The following is a 15,649-nucleotide window of genomic DNA, read 5'->3' on the forward strand; positions in this document are numbered from 1 at the left end:
AAACGGGAGGCGGGCGTGAAGGCTCGGGCGGTTCTCGGCGGTGCGCCGCACCTGGTCGCCGTCACACCGGCGATCGTCCTGCTCGCGACCGCGGGCGCCCGGCTGCCCGACCCGGTCGCCACCCACTTCGGGCCCGCCGGCCACGCCGACCAGTTCACCGACCGCTGGACACTCGCTCTGATCACGGCGGCGCTCGGCGTCGGGATGGCAGCGATCTTCGCCGTGGTGTCGCACCGCAGCGGCGCGCGCTGGACGGTCGCGGCATCCGGCGCCACGGCGGGTTGGCTCGGCGCGGTGCTGTTCGCGTGCGCTGCCGCGAACCTCGATCTGACCGACGCGTCAGCCGCGTCGCTGCCGGCCTGGACGTTCCCGCTCGCCGTCGTGGCCGCCGGGGCGGCGAGCCTGATCGGGTTCGCAGTGCCGAAAGCGGCTGCCGTTGCGGGGCCGCGATCAGTACCGACGATGGAGCTCGGCGCGACGGAACAGGTCAGCTGGTCGCGATCGGTCGGCGCCTGGTGGCTGGTGCTGCTCGGCGGCTCGCTCATCGCCGCAGGTGCGGCGCTCGGCGTGCTGGTGCGACCGGGGGTCGGGCTGGCCGTCGGCGTGGCGGGAGCACTGGCGGCGCTGCTCGCCACGGGCCGGGTCACCGTCGACCGGCGCGGCCTGACCGTCGCCTTCGGCCCGTTCGGATGGCCGCGCATCCGGGTCGCGGCCGCCGAGATCGCGGCCGCCGAGGTGGCGGACGTGAAGCCGACGCAGTTCGGCGGGTGGGGATACCGGATCGTGCCAGGCGGCCGCGGGGTGATCTTCCGTTCCGGCGAGGCGCTCGTCGTCACCCGCCGGTCGGGCTCGCAGCTCACCGTCACGGTCGACGACCCGGCCACGGCCGCAGCGCTGCTCGGCGCCATCAGCGATCGTCGGGAACGCTGATGCTGATCAGGGTCGATCCCGCGCGCAGCACACCGCTCGCCGACCAGATCGCGGCGAGCGTGCGCCGCGGCATCGCGGAGGGCTCGGCCGGGGCCGGGGAACGCCTCCCCGCCGCCCGGCAGCTCGCCGACTCGCTGGGGGTGAGCATCCACACCGTCCTCGCCGGCTACCAGCAGCTCCGGGACGAAGGGCTCATCGAGCTGCGCCGCGGGCGTGGCGCAATCGTCTGCGCGGGATCGCCCGCGGGCCGTGCGGCCGTCGTCGAGATCGCCCAGCAGCTCGTCGCCGCCGCCCGCCGGATCGACCTCGACGACGAGGAGATCATCACGATGGTCCGGGCGGCAGCAGCAACCCGTTGACAACGACGTTTTGGCTGTTGTTAGCGCTCACAAACAGCCAGAACGTCGTTGTCGACGGTTGGCCGGCTACCCGACCAGCCGCAGCCGCTGCTCGTCGAGGCCGATCGTCACCCGCTGGCCGCGGACGGCGGTGAGCCGGTCGGCCTCGCCGCCGTCGGAGAAGACGACGAGCGAGTCGGAGCCGACGGTCAGCTCCAGCCGCTCACCCTGTTCGAGCCGGCCGGCCACCAGCTCGGCACCGGTGGTCGGCGACGGCCACGCCTCCCGCACGAACCAGCAGAGTGCCTGCTCGGCGGGGTCGGGGAGGCGGGGAGGCGCCGCCACCCCGCGCACGAGCGACGCGCACCAGCCGGTCGCGCCGGTCCCGGTGCCGACCACGACGCCGGAGCTGCTCTGCGGCTCGCCGCGCCCGTCGGGCAGGCGCAGCAGGTAGCGCGCCGACTGGTGCCCCCGGTCGCCGACGAACACCTCGTTGAGCCCGCGCATGTGCTGCCCGTCGTCGAGCTCGGCGACCACCATCTGCCGGTCCTGCACCGCGGCCGTCCCCGCGACGACGGCCCGCAGCACGGCGGCGACGTCCTCGGGACGGTGCCGCGCCAGCACCGCAGGCTCCTGCGGGTCCACCCCGATCACCGGCTGGCCGTCGAGGTACTTCGCGACGTTCGCCACCAACCCGTCCGGGCCGACGGCGACCACGATGTCGCCATCGCCGAACGGGAACGCAGCCAGCTCCTCCCGGTCGGCGCGCCCGGTGCGCCAGCTGCGTGGCAACGCCGCTTGCACCGTGTCGAGCGCGGCCGCCCACGCGTCGTGACGGCTGCGCAGCACGTCGAGCTCGTCGGGATCGCGGTCGCGGAGGAAGAACGCGACGGCACCGGGAGTGCCGTGCCGGTCGAGCAGCTCGCGGTAGGCGCTGCGCCGCGTCACGACGACGACCCGCGGCTCCAGCGTGCTCACGTCGTGGTGCCGAGCCTGGTCACGAGGCCGGTCAGCACGTCAGGGGTGATCGTGAGCTGCCCGATCTCCGGCAAGTGACCGGCCAGCTCGCGCATTGCGAGCGCGGTGAGCACGCCGGGCGGCAGGTCGCGCACGACGTCCATCTTCGCCGCCTCCGCGGCCGCCTCGGCCAGCCCGACGATCCGCAGCGCCTCGGCCTGCGCCGCCGAGACGACGCGGTTGCGCGCCGCCTCCGCCTCGGCCGCCAGCTGGTCCCTCCGGATCCCGGCCTCCGCAGCCACGAGCGCGGCCGCGGCGTCGAGCTCCGCCTTGCGCCGCACGTTCTCACCGCGCTGCGCGACGAGCTGCTCCTCGCGCCTGGCCAGCTCGATCTTGCTCTGCAGCTCGTTCTCGGCGATCACCCGCTCGCGTTCGACGGCGTCGGCCCGACGCTGGTACGTCGCGCGGTCGGCACTCGCCTGCGCGGCCTCCCGGGTCGGGGTCTGCAGCGCGCGCTCCAGGTCGGGCGCGGCGCGCACCGCGAGCACCCGCACCCCGACGACGACCACCCCCAGGTCGGCCAGCCGCTCGTCGTCGGCCAGCCGCTCCTCGATGGCCCGCTGCACCGGATCGGGCCCGGCGGCCAGCGCGTCCTGCAGCGTCGATCCGGCCAGCAGGGCCAGCACGGGCTGCTGCGCGAGCTCGCCGAGCAGGGTGGCGAGCGTGTCGAGCGGCGCGCCGCGCCAGCGGCCGGTACGCGGGTCGATGCCGAAGTCGAGCCGGCTCGCCGCCCGGCCCGGTTCGGCGATGCGGTGGGTGATGCCGACCGGGACACTCAGCTCGGCGTGGTCGACCGTGCGGGCGTGGCAGACCAGCGACAGCTCACGGTCGTCGACGGGCACCTCGGAGAGGACGGCAACACCCGCGCGGAACCAGAACGTGAGCCCGACACCCTCCTTGCGCACCGCCCCGCTGGAGCCGTGCCGGATCCAGCTCGTCGGTCCGCTGCGCAGGTGGTGCCAGAAGATCGTGCGTGTGATGTCGGCCATCGGTGCCCCCCTCGACTATCGTCACTCTGACGATAACCTATTCGGGTCGGAGTGACGATAATGCGGGGCAACCTTTTTGCGGTCGCCGTCGACCTCGTCGTGCTCACCGTGCGGCAAGGGGTGTTCTCGACGCTGCTCGTCCGGCGCGGGATCCCACCCTTCGAGGGCGAGCTGGCACTGCCCGGCGGGTTCGTGCTCCCGCACGAGGACCTGCTCGACGCCGCGACCCGCGAGCTCAGCGAGGAGACCGGGCTGTCGCTGCGCGGCCACCACCTGGAACAGCTCGCGAGCTACGCGGCACCCGACCGCGACCCGCGCGGCCGCGTGCTGAGCGTCGGACACCTCGCGCTCGTACCGGATCTGCCCGAGCCGCAGGCGGGCTCCGACGCCGCCGGGAGCGCCTGGCACCCGATCGCCGAGCTCCCGGCGCTCGCCTTCGACCACACCCGGATACTCGCCGACGGCGTCGAGCGCGCGAGGGCGAAGCTGGAGTACACGACGCTCGCGGCGACGTTCTGCCCGCAGACGTTCACGGTCTCGCAGCTGCGCGAGGTCTACGAAGCCGTCTGGGGCACGACGCTCGACCCACGCAACTTCCAGCGCAAGGTCACCTCGACGCCCGGCTTCCTGCTCCCCACCGCCCGCACGACCAGCAGCGGACGCGGCCGACCCGCCCAGCTGTTCCGCCGCGGCAACGCGACCTCACTGCATCCGCCGATGCTGCGGGACTAGGCGCTGGTCGTACCCCAACCGCGCAGCTCACCCGGGGGCTGGGAGGGCAGGAAAGCCACTTTCCTGCCCCGTGAGGGCCGGAAAGTGGCTTTGCTGCCCTCGCGTGCGCAACGCACATCCCGTCCGGGCCGGCCGCCGCATGCACCGCTCAGAAGCGGGGGTGCTCGCCCTTCATGTGGACGCGCGAGCCGGGACCGGACGTCGCCGGCCCGTCGCCGGCCCGCCGCACCTCGCCGAGCACCCATGCCGGCAGGTGGCGGGCGGTCAGCACGGCGAGCGCCCGGTCGACGTCGTCGGCGGGCAGCACCGCGACCATCCCGACCCCCATGTTGAAGGTCTTCTCCATCTCGACCCGCTCGACCCGGCCACGCGTCTGGATGAGCTTGAACACCGGCGCCGGCGTCCAGGTGCCGCGCTCGACGACCGCTTCGAGCCCGGCGGGCAGCACCCGCTCCAGGTTGCGGGCCAGTCCCCCGCCCGTGATGTGGGAGAACGTGCGCACGCCGGTCTCGGCGGCGAGCGTGAGGCAGTCCTTGGCGTAGATGCGCGTCGGGACGAGCAGCTCCTCGCCGAGCGTGTGGCCGAACTCCTCGACGTGGCCCTCGAGCGGCATCCGACCGATCTCCAGCAGCACGTGCCTGGCCAGCGAGTAGCCGTTCGAGTGCAGGCCGGACGAGCCCATCGCGATCAGCACGTCGCCGGGGCGCACGAGCTCCGGACGCAGCATCGCGTCGGCCTCGACGATGCCAACGCCGGTCGCCGAGAGGTCGTAGCCACCGGCCTCCATCAGCCCGGGGTGCTCCGCCGTCTCCCCGCCGAGCAGCGCGCAGCCGGCCGCCTGGCAGCCCTCCGCGATGCCTTCGACGACGGCGGCGATCTGCTCGGGGATGACCTTGCCGACGGCGATGTAGTCCTGCAGGAAGAGCGGCTCGGCGCCGCAGACGACGAGGTCGTCGACAACCATCGCGACGAGGTCGAGCCCGATGGTGTCGTGCTTGTCCATCGCCTGCGCGAGCGCCACCTTCGTGCCGACTCCGTCGGTCGACGCCGCGAGCACCGGCTCCTTGTACTTGCCGAGCTTCAGCGCGAACAGCCCGGCGAACCCGCCGATCCCGCCCATGACCTCCGGCCGGGTGGCCTTCTCCGCAAAGGGTCGAAGGGCATCGACGGCTCGTTCACCGGCCTCGATGTCAACGCCTGCTGCGGCGTAGCTCGCGCCGGACCCCTCTGCGTTCGGGCTGGTCAACGACATGGTCGGTCTCGCTCCTGGGCGGGTGTACGGGCGGCGCTGTGGCACCGCTCAAGCGGGCATGCGCGGGTTGCGCGCGACAGGTGTGACGAACTCAGGGTCGACCGAGTGCGTCGCCGGCACCGTAACCGACCGAGAGGGGAACGGCAGCCTCGGCGGTGGCGGTGGTGGCCAGGTCCTCGAGCAGGTGCTTGCCGAGGTGCGCCTCTTCCGGCAGCGGGATGGGGTACTCGCCGTCGAAGCACGCCGCGCACAGGCGGCTGCGCGGCTGCTCGGTGGCGGCGACCAGACCGTCGAGCGAGATGTAGCCCAGCGAGTCGGAGCCGATCGCCCTGCGCACGCCCTCGGGGTCGACGCCGCTCGCGACCAGCTCGGCGCGCGTGGCGAAGTCGATGCCGTAGAAGCACGGCCACTTGACCGGCGGCGACGCGATCCGGACGTGCACCTCGAGCGCACCGGCCTCGCGCAGCATGCGGACGAGCGCACGTTGGGTGTTGCCACGGACGATCGAGTCGTCCACGACCACCAGCCGCTTGCCGCGGATGACGTCGCGCAGCGGGTTGAGCTTGAGCCGGATGCCCAGCTGGCGGATCGTCTGGCTCGGCTGGATGAACGTGCGCCCGACGTACTGGTTCTTGACCAGCCCCTGGCCGTAGGGGATGCCGGAGCCCTGCGCGTAGCCGATGGCGGCGGGGGTGCCCGACTCCGGCACGGGGATCACGAGGTCGGCCTCGACGGGGAACTCCTCCGCGAGCCTCCTGCCGATCTCGACGCGGGCCGCGTGGACGGAACGTCCGGAGATGGTCGTATCGGGCCGCGCGAGGTAGACGTACTCGAAGACGCAGCCCTTCGGCTCCTGCGGGGCGAACCGGGAGCTGCGCAGGCCGTTGGCATCGATCGCGAGCAGTTCGCCCGGCTCGACCTCACGCACCATCGACGCGCCGACGATGTCGAGCGCGGCCGTCTCGCTCGCGACGACCCAGCCGCGCTCCAGCCTGCCGAGCACCAGCGGGCGGACGCCGTAGGGATCGCGGGCGGCGTAGAGCGTCTGCTCGTCGGCGAAGACCAGCGAGTAGGCGCCGCGCACCCGCGGGAGCAGCCGCATCGCGGCCTCCTCCACGCCGATGTCGGCGGCGCTCGCCGCGAGCAGCTCGGTGATCAGGTCGGAGTCGGTGGACGCCTGGATTCGCGACCCGTTGCCGGCGGCCGGCGCGAGGGTCGCGGCGATCTCGTCGCGCAGCTCGGCGGTGTTGACGAGGTTGCCGTTGTGGCCGAGCGCGATGCCGCTGCCGGTCGCGGTGGTCCGGAACGTCGGCTGGGCGTTCTCCCAGATCGTCGAGCCGGTGGTGGAGTAGCGGCAGTGCCCGACGGCGATGTGGCCCTTCAGCGACGAGAGGACCTTCTCGTCGAACACCTGGCTGACCAGCCCGAGCTCCTTGAACACCACCATCCGGCGGCCGTCGGAGACGGCCATGCCGGCAGACTCCTGCCCGCGGTGCTGGAGGGCGTAGAGGCCGTAGTAGGTGAGGTTCGCGACGTCCTCGCCGGGCGCCCAAACGCCGAAGACCCCACATTCCTCGCGCGGGGCGGGGTCGGATTCCACGTCGTCGGAGTGATCGGTCGGGTGCTCGTTCCGGGCGGAACTCGGGCGCACAACACGCTCCTCGTCAGGCGGCGGCTCAGGCTCCGATGCTACGCCGAAAGAGCTCAGGGACCCACTCACCGGGACCAGCGTCACCGAACCAATGCCCCTGACCGACGTCACACCCGAGCTCGGCGAGCCGCTCCGACTGGACGATGGTCTCCACCCATTCGGCCGTGACCTCCAGCCCGAGCGCGTGCGCCATCTCGACGAGTGCGCGCACGATCGCGATGTCGACGGTGTCGGGCTCCGGCTTGCGCAGCCCCTCGATGAACGACCCGTCGATCTTCAGCGCGTGCACCGGGAGCCTGCGCAGCCACGCGAGGCTCGAGTACCCGGTGCCGAAGTCGTCGAGCGCGAGCCGCACGCCGGCGGCCCGCAGCGCGGTGAGTGCGTTGAGCGCGGTCTCGTCGTCGCCGAGCACGGCCTGCTCGGTGATCTCCAGCTGCAACCGGTGCGCCGGCAGCCCCGTCTCGGCCAGCACGTCCTCGACGATCGACACCCAGCCGGGCTCGTTGAGCTGCACCGGCGACACGTTGACGCTGACGTAGGGCGTCTCGGGGCCGAGCACCTGCCACCAGGACGCCGCCTGCCGGCAGGCGGTCTCCAGGATCCACCGCCCGAGCGGGATGATCGCGCCGCTCTGCTCGGCGAGCTCGATGAACTTGGCCGGCCCGATGAGGCCCTGCTCGGGGTGCTGCCACCGGACGAGCGCCTCGACACCGCGCAGCCTGCCGCCGTCGAGCCCGACGAGCGGCTGGTAGGCCAGCCGGAACTCACCGCGATCGATCGCCGGCCGCAGCCCTGAGACCAGCGCGAACCGGGCCGCCTCCGCGGTGTCGCGCTCGTGGTCGAACACCACCCGACGAGCGCCGCCCAGGGCCTTCGCCCACGACATCGCGATGTCGGCGGAGCGGACCAGCTCGGCCGCGCTGCCGCCGGCGGTCGCGGACTCCGCGACGCCGATGCTCGCCGTGATGCCGACGGTGTAGCCGCCGATGACGAACGGGGTGGCCAGCGCCGCCTGCAGGCGGTCGGCGATGTGGCAGACGTCCGTGACACTCGCCGGATCCCCGATCAGCACCGCGAACTCGTCGCACCCGGTGCGGCACACGAGGTGATCGCCCGCCGCGAGCTGCAGCCTCCCGACCACGCCGAGCAGCAGCCGGTCGCCGACGTCGTCGCCGTACTCGTCCACGACGGCGTCGAACCCGTCGAGGTCGAGCGCGCAGATGCCCACCCGCGCGACGGCGCCGTCGGCGAAGGCGTGGTGCAGCCACTGCTCGGTGAGCGCCTGGCTCGGCAGCCGCGTGAGCTGGTCCTGGCTCGTCGCCTGGCGCAGCCGCGCACGCAGCTGGTGGCGCTCGGAGATGTCGGCGACGAACGCGGTGATGTGCGACGGCGTGCCGTCGGCGCCGCGGATCGGCGACACCGAGACGTGCACCCAGACGATGTCGCCGTTCTGCCGGACGAGCCGCATGTCCAGCTGCAGCACGTCGGGATCGCCCTTGCCGACCCGACCGAAGCGTTCGAGCACGTCGGCGAGGTCGTCGGGATGCACGAAGTCGGAGAACGGGCGCGGCTGGTCGAGCTGCCCGGCGATGCCGAGCAGCCTGCGCAGCGCCGGGTTGAAGTCGAGCACCTGTCCGTCGAGGCCGATGATGCCGATCCCGACGCCGGACTGCTCGTAGCCCGCGCGGTAGTACCAGTGGTCGAGCACCAGCTCGTCGGCCGCGTCCTTGACCGCCTGCAAGGGCACGCGCACGACCCGCGCGGGCACCCTGCGGCCGCTCAGCGCCTTCGCGAAGCCCGCCGCCATCTCGTCGAGCACGCAGGCGAGCCGGCGCTCACCCTCCTCGTCGACGATCCCCAACGCCGAGGGCGCCTCCTTGCGCAGGAGCGCGAGCGTGCGCGGCAGGACGTCCTCGGCGTGCTGGACGGGGTCGCTCGGGTCGCCGCAGAGGCCCGAGGTCAGCAGCTCGGCACCGACGGCGCGCGCGGCGAGCGGCCAGAACGGCTCAGCGCGCAGCGTCGCGGCGAGCCGGCGCAGCGCGGTGGCGAGCCTGCTGATGACAACCGGGCTCCCGGGCGGGGCAAGAGTCGCCCACCGGACCGACAACCTCGCGATGCGATCGGCCTGCGCCGAACGCTCGTCGGTGATCCCGCTGACCGCACCCGGCGTTCGCCGTACTGCGGGCTCGGTAAGGCTGCGCGGAGCAACCACGCCGCCACCTCCCTGTTGCCCGTTCGGTCTTACTGGGACCTGAACGGACCAAGTTTCCGTGTAACGCTCTGTTTGCGCCACCCACGGGGTGGGCGGCGTCACCCGCGGGCGACAGCACTCGCACGCACGGTCATGAGAGCGGCAGCAGGTCGGCAACCTCACCCGTGCGCGATCCGGAGGCTGTCAACCGGCCGGACTGCACCGCATCGCCCCAGCTCAGACGCCCTGTTGCGAGCGCAAGCCAGGTGCGTGCGTCGGCCTCGACGACGTTGGGAGGGGTACCCCTTCCGTGCCGAGGACCAGAGACGCATTGAACGGCACCGAAGGGTGGAACGCGAACTTCCACGCTGCGCCCGGGAGCTGCCGCGGCAAGCGCCGCAAGGCTCTCCTTCACCGCCGCGCGAATGATCGCCCGGTCCGGGGAGGGGCCTCCTGCCAGCCAACGGAGCACCGACTCGAGATCGTCAACCGGCTCTGAATCGATCATCAAGACCCCCACGCGCAGGCTTGTACGACACTGACCCTTCGGGTAGGTCAGCCAGTCATCCAGCCGACTGATCGAAGAGTGCCGGCAATGTAGAAGCCCAGGAACCACGCAGTTCGTCCAGCGAGAGGTTCGATACTCCTCTGATGACCAGGTCTGTACCGCCGGTACGCCCGACGTCGACCAGTGGTACACCAGCGGCGGCGGCCGAGGCGGCGAACCGTTCGACATCAGCGGTGGCGACGGTCACCAGCACCCGGGCCGCCGATTCGGAGAACAGCGCGACGAACGGGTCGAGCCCGTCCGGCAGGGCGATCTCGCCACCCTGCCCGCCGACGAGGCACGCCTCGACGAGCGCCTGCGCGAGCCCACCGTCGGACAGGTCGTGCGACCCGGTGAGGACGCCCTCCGCGGCGCCCGCCGCGAGCAGCTGCGCCAGCCGCTGCTCCGCGGCGAGGTCCACGGCCGGGGGACGACCGCCGAGGTGGCCGTGCACGACGTGTGCCCATTCGCTCCCGCCGAACTCGTCGCGCGTCGTCCCGAGCAGCAGCACGGCATCACCCGCACGGGTGAATCCGGACGCCACCCGCTTGGCGACGTCGTCGATCACCCCGAGCACGCCGATCACGGGCGTGGGCAGGATCGCCTGCTCGCCGGTCTGGTTGTAGAAGCTGACGTTCCCGCCGGTCACCGGGATGCCGAGCTGGGCGCAGCCGTCCGCGATACCGCGAACCGCCTGCTGGAACTGCCACATGACGTGCGGGTCCTCCGGCGAACCGAAGTTCAGGCAGTCCGTGACCGCCGCCGGCACCGCGCCGGAGGTCGCCACGTTGCGGTAGGCCTCGGCGAGCGCGAGCTGCGCGCCGGAGTAGGGGTCGAGCGCGACGAATCGGGCGTTGCAGTCGGTCGCGACCGCGATGCCGCGGCCCGTCGACTCGTCGATCCGGACCATCCCTGCGTCGGCGGGCTGCGCGGACGTGGTGTTGCCGCGGACGTACCGGTCGTACTGGTCGGTGACCCACGCCCGGCTGCAGAGGTTGGGGCTCGCCACCATCCGCAGGATCTCGGCGCGCAGCTCGTCCGGCCCGCTCGGCCGCGGCAGCGCGTCGGGCACGTCGGCGACCAGGGCGTCCTGCTTGTCGGAACGCTGGACGGGCCGCCGGTAGACGGGCCCGTCGTGCGCGACCGTGCGCGGCGGCACGTCGACGACCGTCTCGCCCTGCCACGAGATGACGAGCCGGTCACCCTCGGTCACCTCACCGATGACCGAGGCAAGCACGTCCCACTTCTTGCAGACGGCCATGAAGGCCTCGACGTCCTCCGGCCGCACGACGGCGCACATGCGCTCCTGCGACTCGCTGGAGAGGATCTCGGCCGGCGTCATGCCGGTGGCGCGCAGCGGGACGGCGTCGAGGCTGATCGACATGCCGCCGTCGCCCGCGCTGGCCAGCTCCGATGTCGCGCAGGACAGCCCGGCGCCGCCGAGGTCCTGGATGCCGACCACGAGCCCGGCGTGGAACAGCTCGAGGCAGCACTCGATGAGCACCTTCTCGGTGAACGGATCGCCCACCTGGACGCTCGGCAACTTCTTGCGGCCGGAGCCCTGCTCGTCGCCGGAGAACGTCTCGCTCGCCAGCACCGAGACGCCGCCGATGCCGTCGAGCCCGGTGCGCGCGCCGAACAGGATGATCTGGTTGCCGGTGCCCGACGCGAACGCCAGGTGCAGGTCCTCGATCCGCAACGCACCCACGCAGAGCGCGTTGACCAGCGGGTTCCCCGCGTAACCGGCGTCGAAGACCACCTCGCCACCGATGTTGGGCAGGCCGAGCGAGTTGCCGTAGCCACCGACGCCCGCGACGACACCGGGCAGCACCCGCTTGGTGTCGGGCGCGTCGGCCGGGCCGAATCGCAGCGGGTCGGCCACGGCGATCGGGCGGGCACCCATCGCCATGATGTCGCGCACGATCCCACCGACGCCCGTCGCGGCGCCCTGGTACGGCTCGACGTAGGACGGGTGGTTGTGCGACTCGACCTTGAACGTCACCGCCCAGCCGTCGCCGACCTCGATCACGCCGGCGTTCTCACCGATCCCGGCGAGCATCTTGGCCCGCATCGCGTCGGTCGTGGTCTCCCCGAAGTACGCGAGGTGCACCTTGGACGACTTGTACGAGCAGTGCTCGCTCCACATGACCGCGTACATCGCCAGCTCGGCGTCGGTCGGGCGGCGACCGAGGATCTCCCTGATGCGGGCGTACTCGTCGTCCTTCAACCCCAGCTCACGGAAGGGCTGGGCGTGGTCGGGAGTCGCGATGGCGTTCTCGACGGAATCAACGGCGGTGGCGGCAGACGTCACGGCTGTTCAGCGTACGTCTCGGGGTGGACGGCGATCACCACAGGACCCTGTGGACGCCGTCGGGCTCGTCACACCTGCCGAGCCGCACACCGAGTCTCGAACGGGAGCACGGGTCCGCGGTCGCGGTCGGGCAGGTGGCTGGCTGGGGGGTGCCGGGAAAGTGGCTTTCCCGGCAACGCGTGCGGCCCCGCACCGATCGGCCCGCGCCCGGGCATGGTGGCCGGCCGGGATGTGCGCGTGAGTTGCGTGTGCAGAGGGCAGCGTGACAGCCGTCAGGCCGCCGCCGTCGCCTTCAGCACCGAGGTGAAGAGGGCGAGGCCGTCGACGGAGGGCCCCGTGAGGGTGTCGATCGCGTGTTCCGGGTGCGGCATCAGGCCGACGACCCGGCCGTTCTCGGAGGCGATGCCCGCGATGTCCGAGAGCGCGCCGTTGGGGTTGCCGCCCGCGTAGCGGAACACGACCCGACCCTCGCCCTCGAGGCGCTCCAGCGTGGGGGCATCGGCGACGAACCGGCCCTCCCCCGACTTCAGCGGTACCAGGATCTCCTGGCCTTCGGCGAGGTCGCCCGTCCACGCCGTCGCCGCGTTGTCGACGCGGAGCCGCTGGTCGCGGCACACGAAGTGGAGCCCTGCGTTGCGCACGAGCGCACCGGGCAGCAGGCCGGCCTCGCACAGGATCTGGAAGCCGTTGCAGATCCCCAGCACGGGCATGCCGCCGCGGGCCGCGGCCACGACCTCGGTCATGATCGGCGCGATGCTGGCGATGGCGCCGGCGCGCAGGTAGTCGCCGTAGGAGAACCCGCCGGGCACGACGACGGCGTCGACGCCGCGCAGATCGTGATCGGCGTGCCACAGCTCGACGGGATCGGCGCCCGAGTAGCGCACCGCGCGCAGCGCGTCGACGTCGTCGAGCGTGCCGGGGAAGGTGATGACGCCGATCTTCACGCGCGGGTCACCACCCAGTCCTCGATCACCGGGTTCGCGAGCAGCTGACCGGCGATGCGGTGCAGCGTCTCGTCGTCGACGGAGTCGTCGACCTCCAGCTCGAAGTGCTTGCCCTGGCGCACGTCGGCAACACCGTCGACACCGAGCCGCACCAGCGCTCCGGCGACGGCCTGACCCTGCGGGTCGAGGATCTCCGGCTTGGGCATCACGTCCACAACCACTCTGGCCACGGCGATGAGCCTACGGCGAACATCGTTGCCGTCCTGCTCCAGCGTCCGTGAGGCTGCTCGCATGGGACGTTGGTTGGTGCTCGGGGGAACCCGTTTCCTGTCCAGGACGGTCGCGGCGACGGCGCTCGCCCGCGGCCACGACGTGGTGTGCGTCGCGCGCGGCGAATCCGGCGACATCCCCGACGGCGCGAAGCTGGTGGTCGCCGACCGGGATGTGCCGGGCTCGCTCGACGTGCTGCGCGGCGAGCGTTTCGACGCGGTCGTCGACGTCGCAAGGATGTCCTACGCCTGGGTGCGCGACGCACTCGACGCGCTGGCGGGCGACGCGGCGCACTGGTCGTTCGTCTCGACGATCAGCGTCTACGCCGATTCCGCGACGCACGGCTCGGACAGCTCGGCGGAGCTGCTCGCACCTCTGGAGGCGATCGACGACGACCACCCCGCCGACGCGCCGGACACCTACGGCGCGCTCAAGGTCGCCGGTGAGAACGCCGTGCGTGCGACGTTCGGAGACGCCGGGCTCGTCGTCCGGGCGGGGCTGATCTGCGGGCCGGGCGACCTGAGCGACCGGTTCGGCTACTGGCCCGCGCGCTTCGTGACCGGCGGCCGGGCCGTCGTGCCCGACACACCGGGCCATCCGGCGCAGATCGTCGACGTGCGCGACCTCGCGACGTTCATCGTCGAGGGCGGCGAGCGGCGGATCGGCGGGACGTTCGACGGCAGCGGCCCGCGCACGACGCTCGGCGCGCTGCTCGACGAAGTTGCGGACGCCGTCGGCGCGCCCGACCTGGACCGGGTGGCGCTCTCGCCGGATGCGCTGGTCGCGGCCGGGGTCGAGCCGTGGTCGGGGCCGCGTTCGCTCCCGCTGTGGCTGTCCGCGGCGGACCAGGGCATGGTCGCCCGCGACACCAGTGCCGTCGCGGCCGCCGGACTGCGTGCCCGCTCGATCGGCGACACCGCGCGGGCCGCGTTGGAGCACGAGCGCAAGCTCGGCATCAACCGCGAACGCCGCGCCGGGCTGAACCCGTCCGATGAGCGCACGATCCTCGCTTCAGTGGCAGGCTGACGGTGTGCAGATCACTCACTTCGGCCACGCGTGTGTCCTCGTCGACACCGGCGCGGCCCGGCTGCTGATCGACCCGGGGACGTTCTCACGCGACTTCGAGCACATCACCGGCCTCGACGCCGTGCTCGTCACCCACCAGCACTTCGACCACCTCGACTCCGAGCGCATCGGCCCGCTCATGAAGGCCAACCCCGACGCGCGGCTGCTGGTCGATTCGGGCACCGCGGCCGGGCTCGCCGGCACCGATCACGAGGTCGTCGCGCCGGGTACGTCGTTCGAGGTTGCCGGCGCGCGCATCGAGGTGCTCGGCGGCGACCACGCCGTGATCCACCCGGACATCCCGATCGTGCCGAACAACGCCTACCTGATCGACGGCACCGCGTTGCACCCCGGCGACTCGTTCACCGAGCCCGCCGAGCCCGTCGAGCTGCTGTTCCTGCCGAGCGGGGCGCCGTGGCTCAAGCTGTCGGAAGCCGTCGACTACCTGCGCGCCGTCGCGCCGCGCACGGTGGTCCCGATCCACGAGGCCGTGCTCGCCATGCCGAAGATGGCCTACCACTGGTTCGGCGAGCTCGCGCCGGAGCGGACGACGATGCGTGTGCTCGACCAGGCCGAAGCGGTCGATCTCTGACGGCCGCCTATGCGGCTGCCACCAAGGGCAGCCGGTACGTGTCGGGGACGGCACCCAGCACCAGCGCGGCATCGATCGCCGCGAGCGCGGCGTCGACCCGCACCTGCCGGCGCAGGTCCTTCGCCCGCACGTTGATCCTGACGAGCCCGCCGCGCCGTGCCGTGCGGTTCACCTCGGCGAGCAGCACCCTGGCGCGCCACGACTCCGCGGCGCGACGGTCGTCCGCAACCGGCCGGCGCTCCCCGGACGCCCGGAACCCGAGCACCCTCGCGCGCACGACGGTCCCGGCGTGCGGCCCGCTCAGGTACCGCACCATGTTCTCGTCGGCGACCACGCCGAAGCCCTGCTCCACCAGCGCCTCGACGGTCCCGGCCGACGCGAGCCAGCGCGGCGGGACGAAGACGTCGGTGCGCAGCCCGACGGCCGAGAGCGCACGTCGGGCGGCCGTGAGGCGCAGCCCGGCCTCGTGCCGCGGCAGCGTGGCGAACTCGGCGCGGCGCCCCACCCGGGCCGGTGCGGGTGAGTGCCCGTTGCCGATCGGGTCGGTGGTGTGGTCGAAGCCGTGCAGCGCGATCGTGTCGCCGCCCGCGCGCCGACCGTGGATCCACTGCACGAGCGGAGACCCCTCCCGCAGCGGGCCGCCCGCCGTGCGTGGCCGCAGCAGGTGTGTCACCGGCACGCCGCGCATGCCGAGCGCCTCGACGAACCCGACGCCCGCAGCGAGCGATTCAGGCGCGTCGTCCGAGAGACCCGAGACCGAGACGACCAGGCGTGATGTCACGACTGTCATGAACGCACGCACCGATGAACGGCGCTTTAC

Annotated in this window: 15 protein-coding genes; 5 read left to right on the top strand and 10 right to left on the bottom strand. The window is 72.5% G+C overall.

The annotated features are described in order from the left end of the window. Positions 1 to 15: 15 nt before the first annotated feature. On the top strand, positions 16 to 930 hold the full coding sequence (locus LL648_RS03070) for a DUF1648 domain-containing protein (RefSeq protein ID WP_232660811.1): 915 nt from the start codon (positions 16 to 18) through the stop codon (positions 928 to 930). Then, positions 930 to 1,289, top strand: a complete 360-nt coding sequence (locus LL648_RS03075) for a GntR family transcriptional regulator (protein ID WP_232660812.1) — start codon at positions 930 to 932, stop codon at positions 1,287 to 1,289. Before LL648_RS03070 ends, LL648_RS03075 begins: the two co-directional genes overlap by 1 nt. 66 nt (positions 1,290 to 1,355) lie before the next feature. Here LL648_RS03075 and LL648_RS03080 read toward each other — a convergent pair whose 3' ends face one another. Beyond that, positions 1,356 to 2,246, bottom strand: coding sequence for a hypothetical protein (locus LL648_RS03080; protein ID WP_232660813.1), 891 nt, complete (start codon positions 2,244 to 2,246; stop codon positions 1,356 to 1,358). Continuing rightward, positions 2,243 to 3,274 carry an SPFH domain-containing protein gene (locus LL648_RS03085; protein ID WP_232660814.1) on the bottom strand — a complete coding sequence of 344 codons (1,032 nt, stop codon included), beginning with the start codon at positions 3,272 to 3,274 and terminating at the stop codon, positions 2,243 to 2,245. The genes LL648_RS03080 and LL648_RS03085 overlap by 4 nt, the downstream gene beginning before the upstream one ends. 60 nt (positions 3,275 to 3,334) lie before the next feature. Between LL648_RS03085 and LL648_RS03090 the strand changes: the two genes are divergently transcribed. Next, entirely contained in the window at positions 3,335 to 4,006 is a 672-nt protein-coding gene (locus tag LL648_RS03090) for an NUDIX hydrolase (protein ID WP_232660815.1), read from the top strand. Between the two features lie 148 nt (positions 4,007 to 4,154). Here the strand turns inward: LL648_RS03090 and purM are convergent, their stop codons facing one another. The 7 genes from purM to purS all read right to left on the bottom strand — a co-directional run bounded on the left by purM (position 4,155) and on the right by purS (position 13,132). Beyond that, complete coding sequence (gene purM, locus LL648_RS03095; RefSeq protein ID WP_232660816.1) at positions 4,155 to 5,258, bottom strand: phosphoribosylformylglycinamidine cyclo-ligase; 1,104 nt, start codon at positions 5,256 to 5,258, stop codon at positions 4,155 to 4,157. 91 nt (positions 5,259 to 5,349) lie between these two features. After that, positions 5,350 to 6,909 (bottom strand): amidophosphoribosyltransferase, encoded by a 1,560-nt coding sequence (gene purF, locus LL648_RS03100; protein WP_374111965.1) that lies wholly within the window; start codon positions 6,907 to 6,909, stop codon positions 5,350 to 5,352. 25 nt (positions 6,910 to 6,934) lie between these two features. After that, positions 6,935 to 9,121, bottom strand: a complete 2,187-nt coding sequence (locus LL648_RS03105) for a putative bifunctional diguanylate cyclase/phosphodiesterase (protein ID WP_232660817.1) — start codon at positions 9,119 to 9,121, stop codon at positions 6,935 to 6,937. A gap of 130 nt (positions 9,122 to 9,251) precedes the next feature. Next, complete coding sequence (locus LL648_RS03110) at positions 9,252 to 9,608, bottom strand: sterol carrier family protein (RefSeq protein WP_232660818.1); 357 nt, start codon at positions 9,606 to 9,608, stop codon at positions 9,252 to 9,254. Between the two features lie 55 nt (positions 9,609 to 9,663). Further along, positions 9,664 to 11,958 carry a phosphoribosylformylglycinamidine synthase subunit PurL gene (gene purL / locus LL648_RS03115; protein WP_232660819.1) on the bottom strand — a complete coding sequence of 765 codons (2,295 nt, stop codon included), beginning with the start codon at positions 11,956 to 11,958 and terminating at the stop codon, positions 9,664 to 9,666. 272 nt (positions 11,959 to 12,230) lie between these two features. After that, positions 12,231 to 12,902: a phosphoribosylformylglycinamidine synthase subunit PurQ gene (gene purQ, locus LL648_RS03120; protein ID WP_232660820.1), complete on the bottom strand. Its 672-nt coding sequence runs from the start codon at positions 12,900 to 12,902 to the stop codon at positions 12,231 to 12,233. Beyond that, positions 12,899 to 13,132, bottom strand: a complete 234-nt coding sequence (gene purS, locus LL648_RS03125; protein WP_232660821.1) for a phosphoribosylformylglycinamidine synthase subunit PurS — start codon at positions 13,130 to 13,132, stop codon at positions 12,899 to 12,901. Before purS ends, purQ begins: the two co-directional genes overlap by 4 nt. Before the next feature lie 61 nt (positions 13,133 to 13,193). On the opposite strand from purS, the gene LL648_RS03130 reads away from it, so the two are divergent. Together LL648_RS03130 and LL648_RS03135 are read left to right on the top strand one after the other, a co-directional pair. Next, positions 13,194 to 14,198, top strand: coding sequence for an NAD-dependent epimerase/dehydratase family protein (locus LL648_RS03130; protein WP_232660822.1), 1,005 nt, complete (start codon positions 13,194 to 13,196; stop codon positions 14,196 to 14,198). A 4-nt stretch (positions 14,199 to 14,202) separates the two neighbouring features. Next, the gene (locus LL648_RS03135; protein ID WP_232660823.1) at positions 14,203 to 14,829 is read left to right on the top strand and encodes an MBL fold metallo-hydrolase; all 627 of its coding nucleotides are present in this window, start codon (positions 14,203 to 14,205) and stop codon (positions 14,827 to 14,829) included. A 7-nt stretch (positions 14,830 to 14,836) separates the two neighbouring features. Here the strand turns inward: LL648_RS03135 and LL648_RS03140 are convergent, their stop codons facing one another. Continuing rightward, positions 14,837 to 15,610, bottom strand: coding sequence for a DUF2334 domain-containing protein (locus LL648_RS03140; RefSeq protein WP_232660824.1), 774 nt, complete (start codon positions 15,608 to 15,610; stop codon positions 14,837 to 14,839). Positions 15,611 to 15,649 lie beyond the last annotated feature (39 nt).

Origin of the sequence: Pseudonocardia sp. TRM90224, assembly GCF_021245725.1 — a bacterium.
Taxonomy (GTDB): Bacteria; Actinomycetota; Actinomycetes; order Mycobacteriales; family Pseudonocardiaceae; genus Pseudonocardia.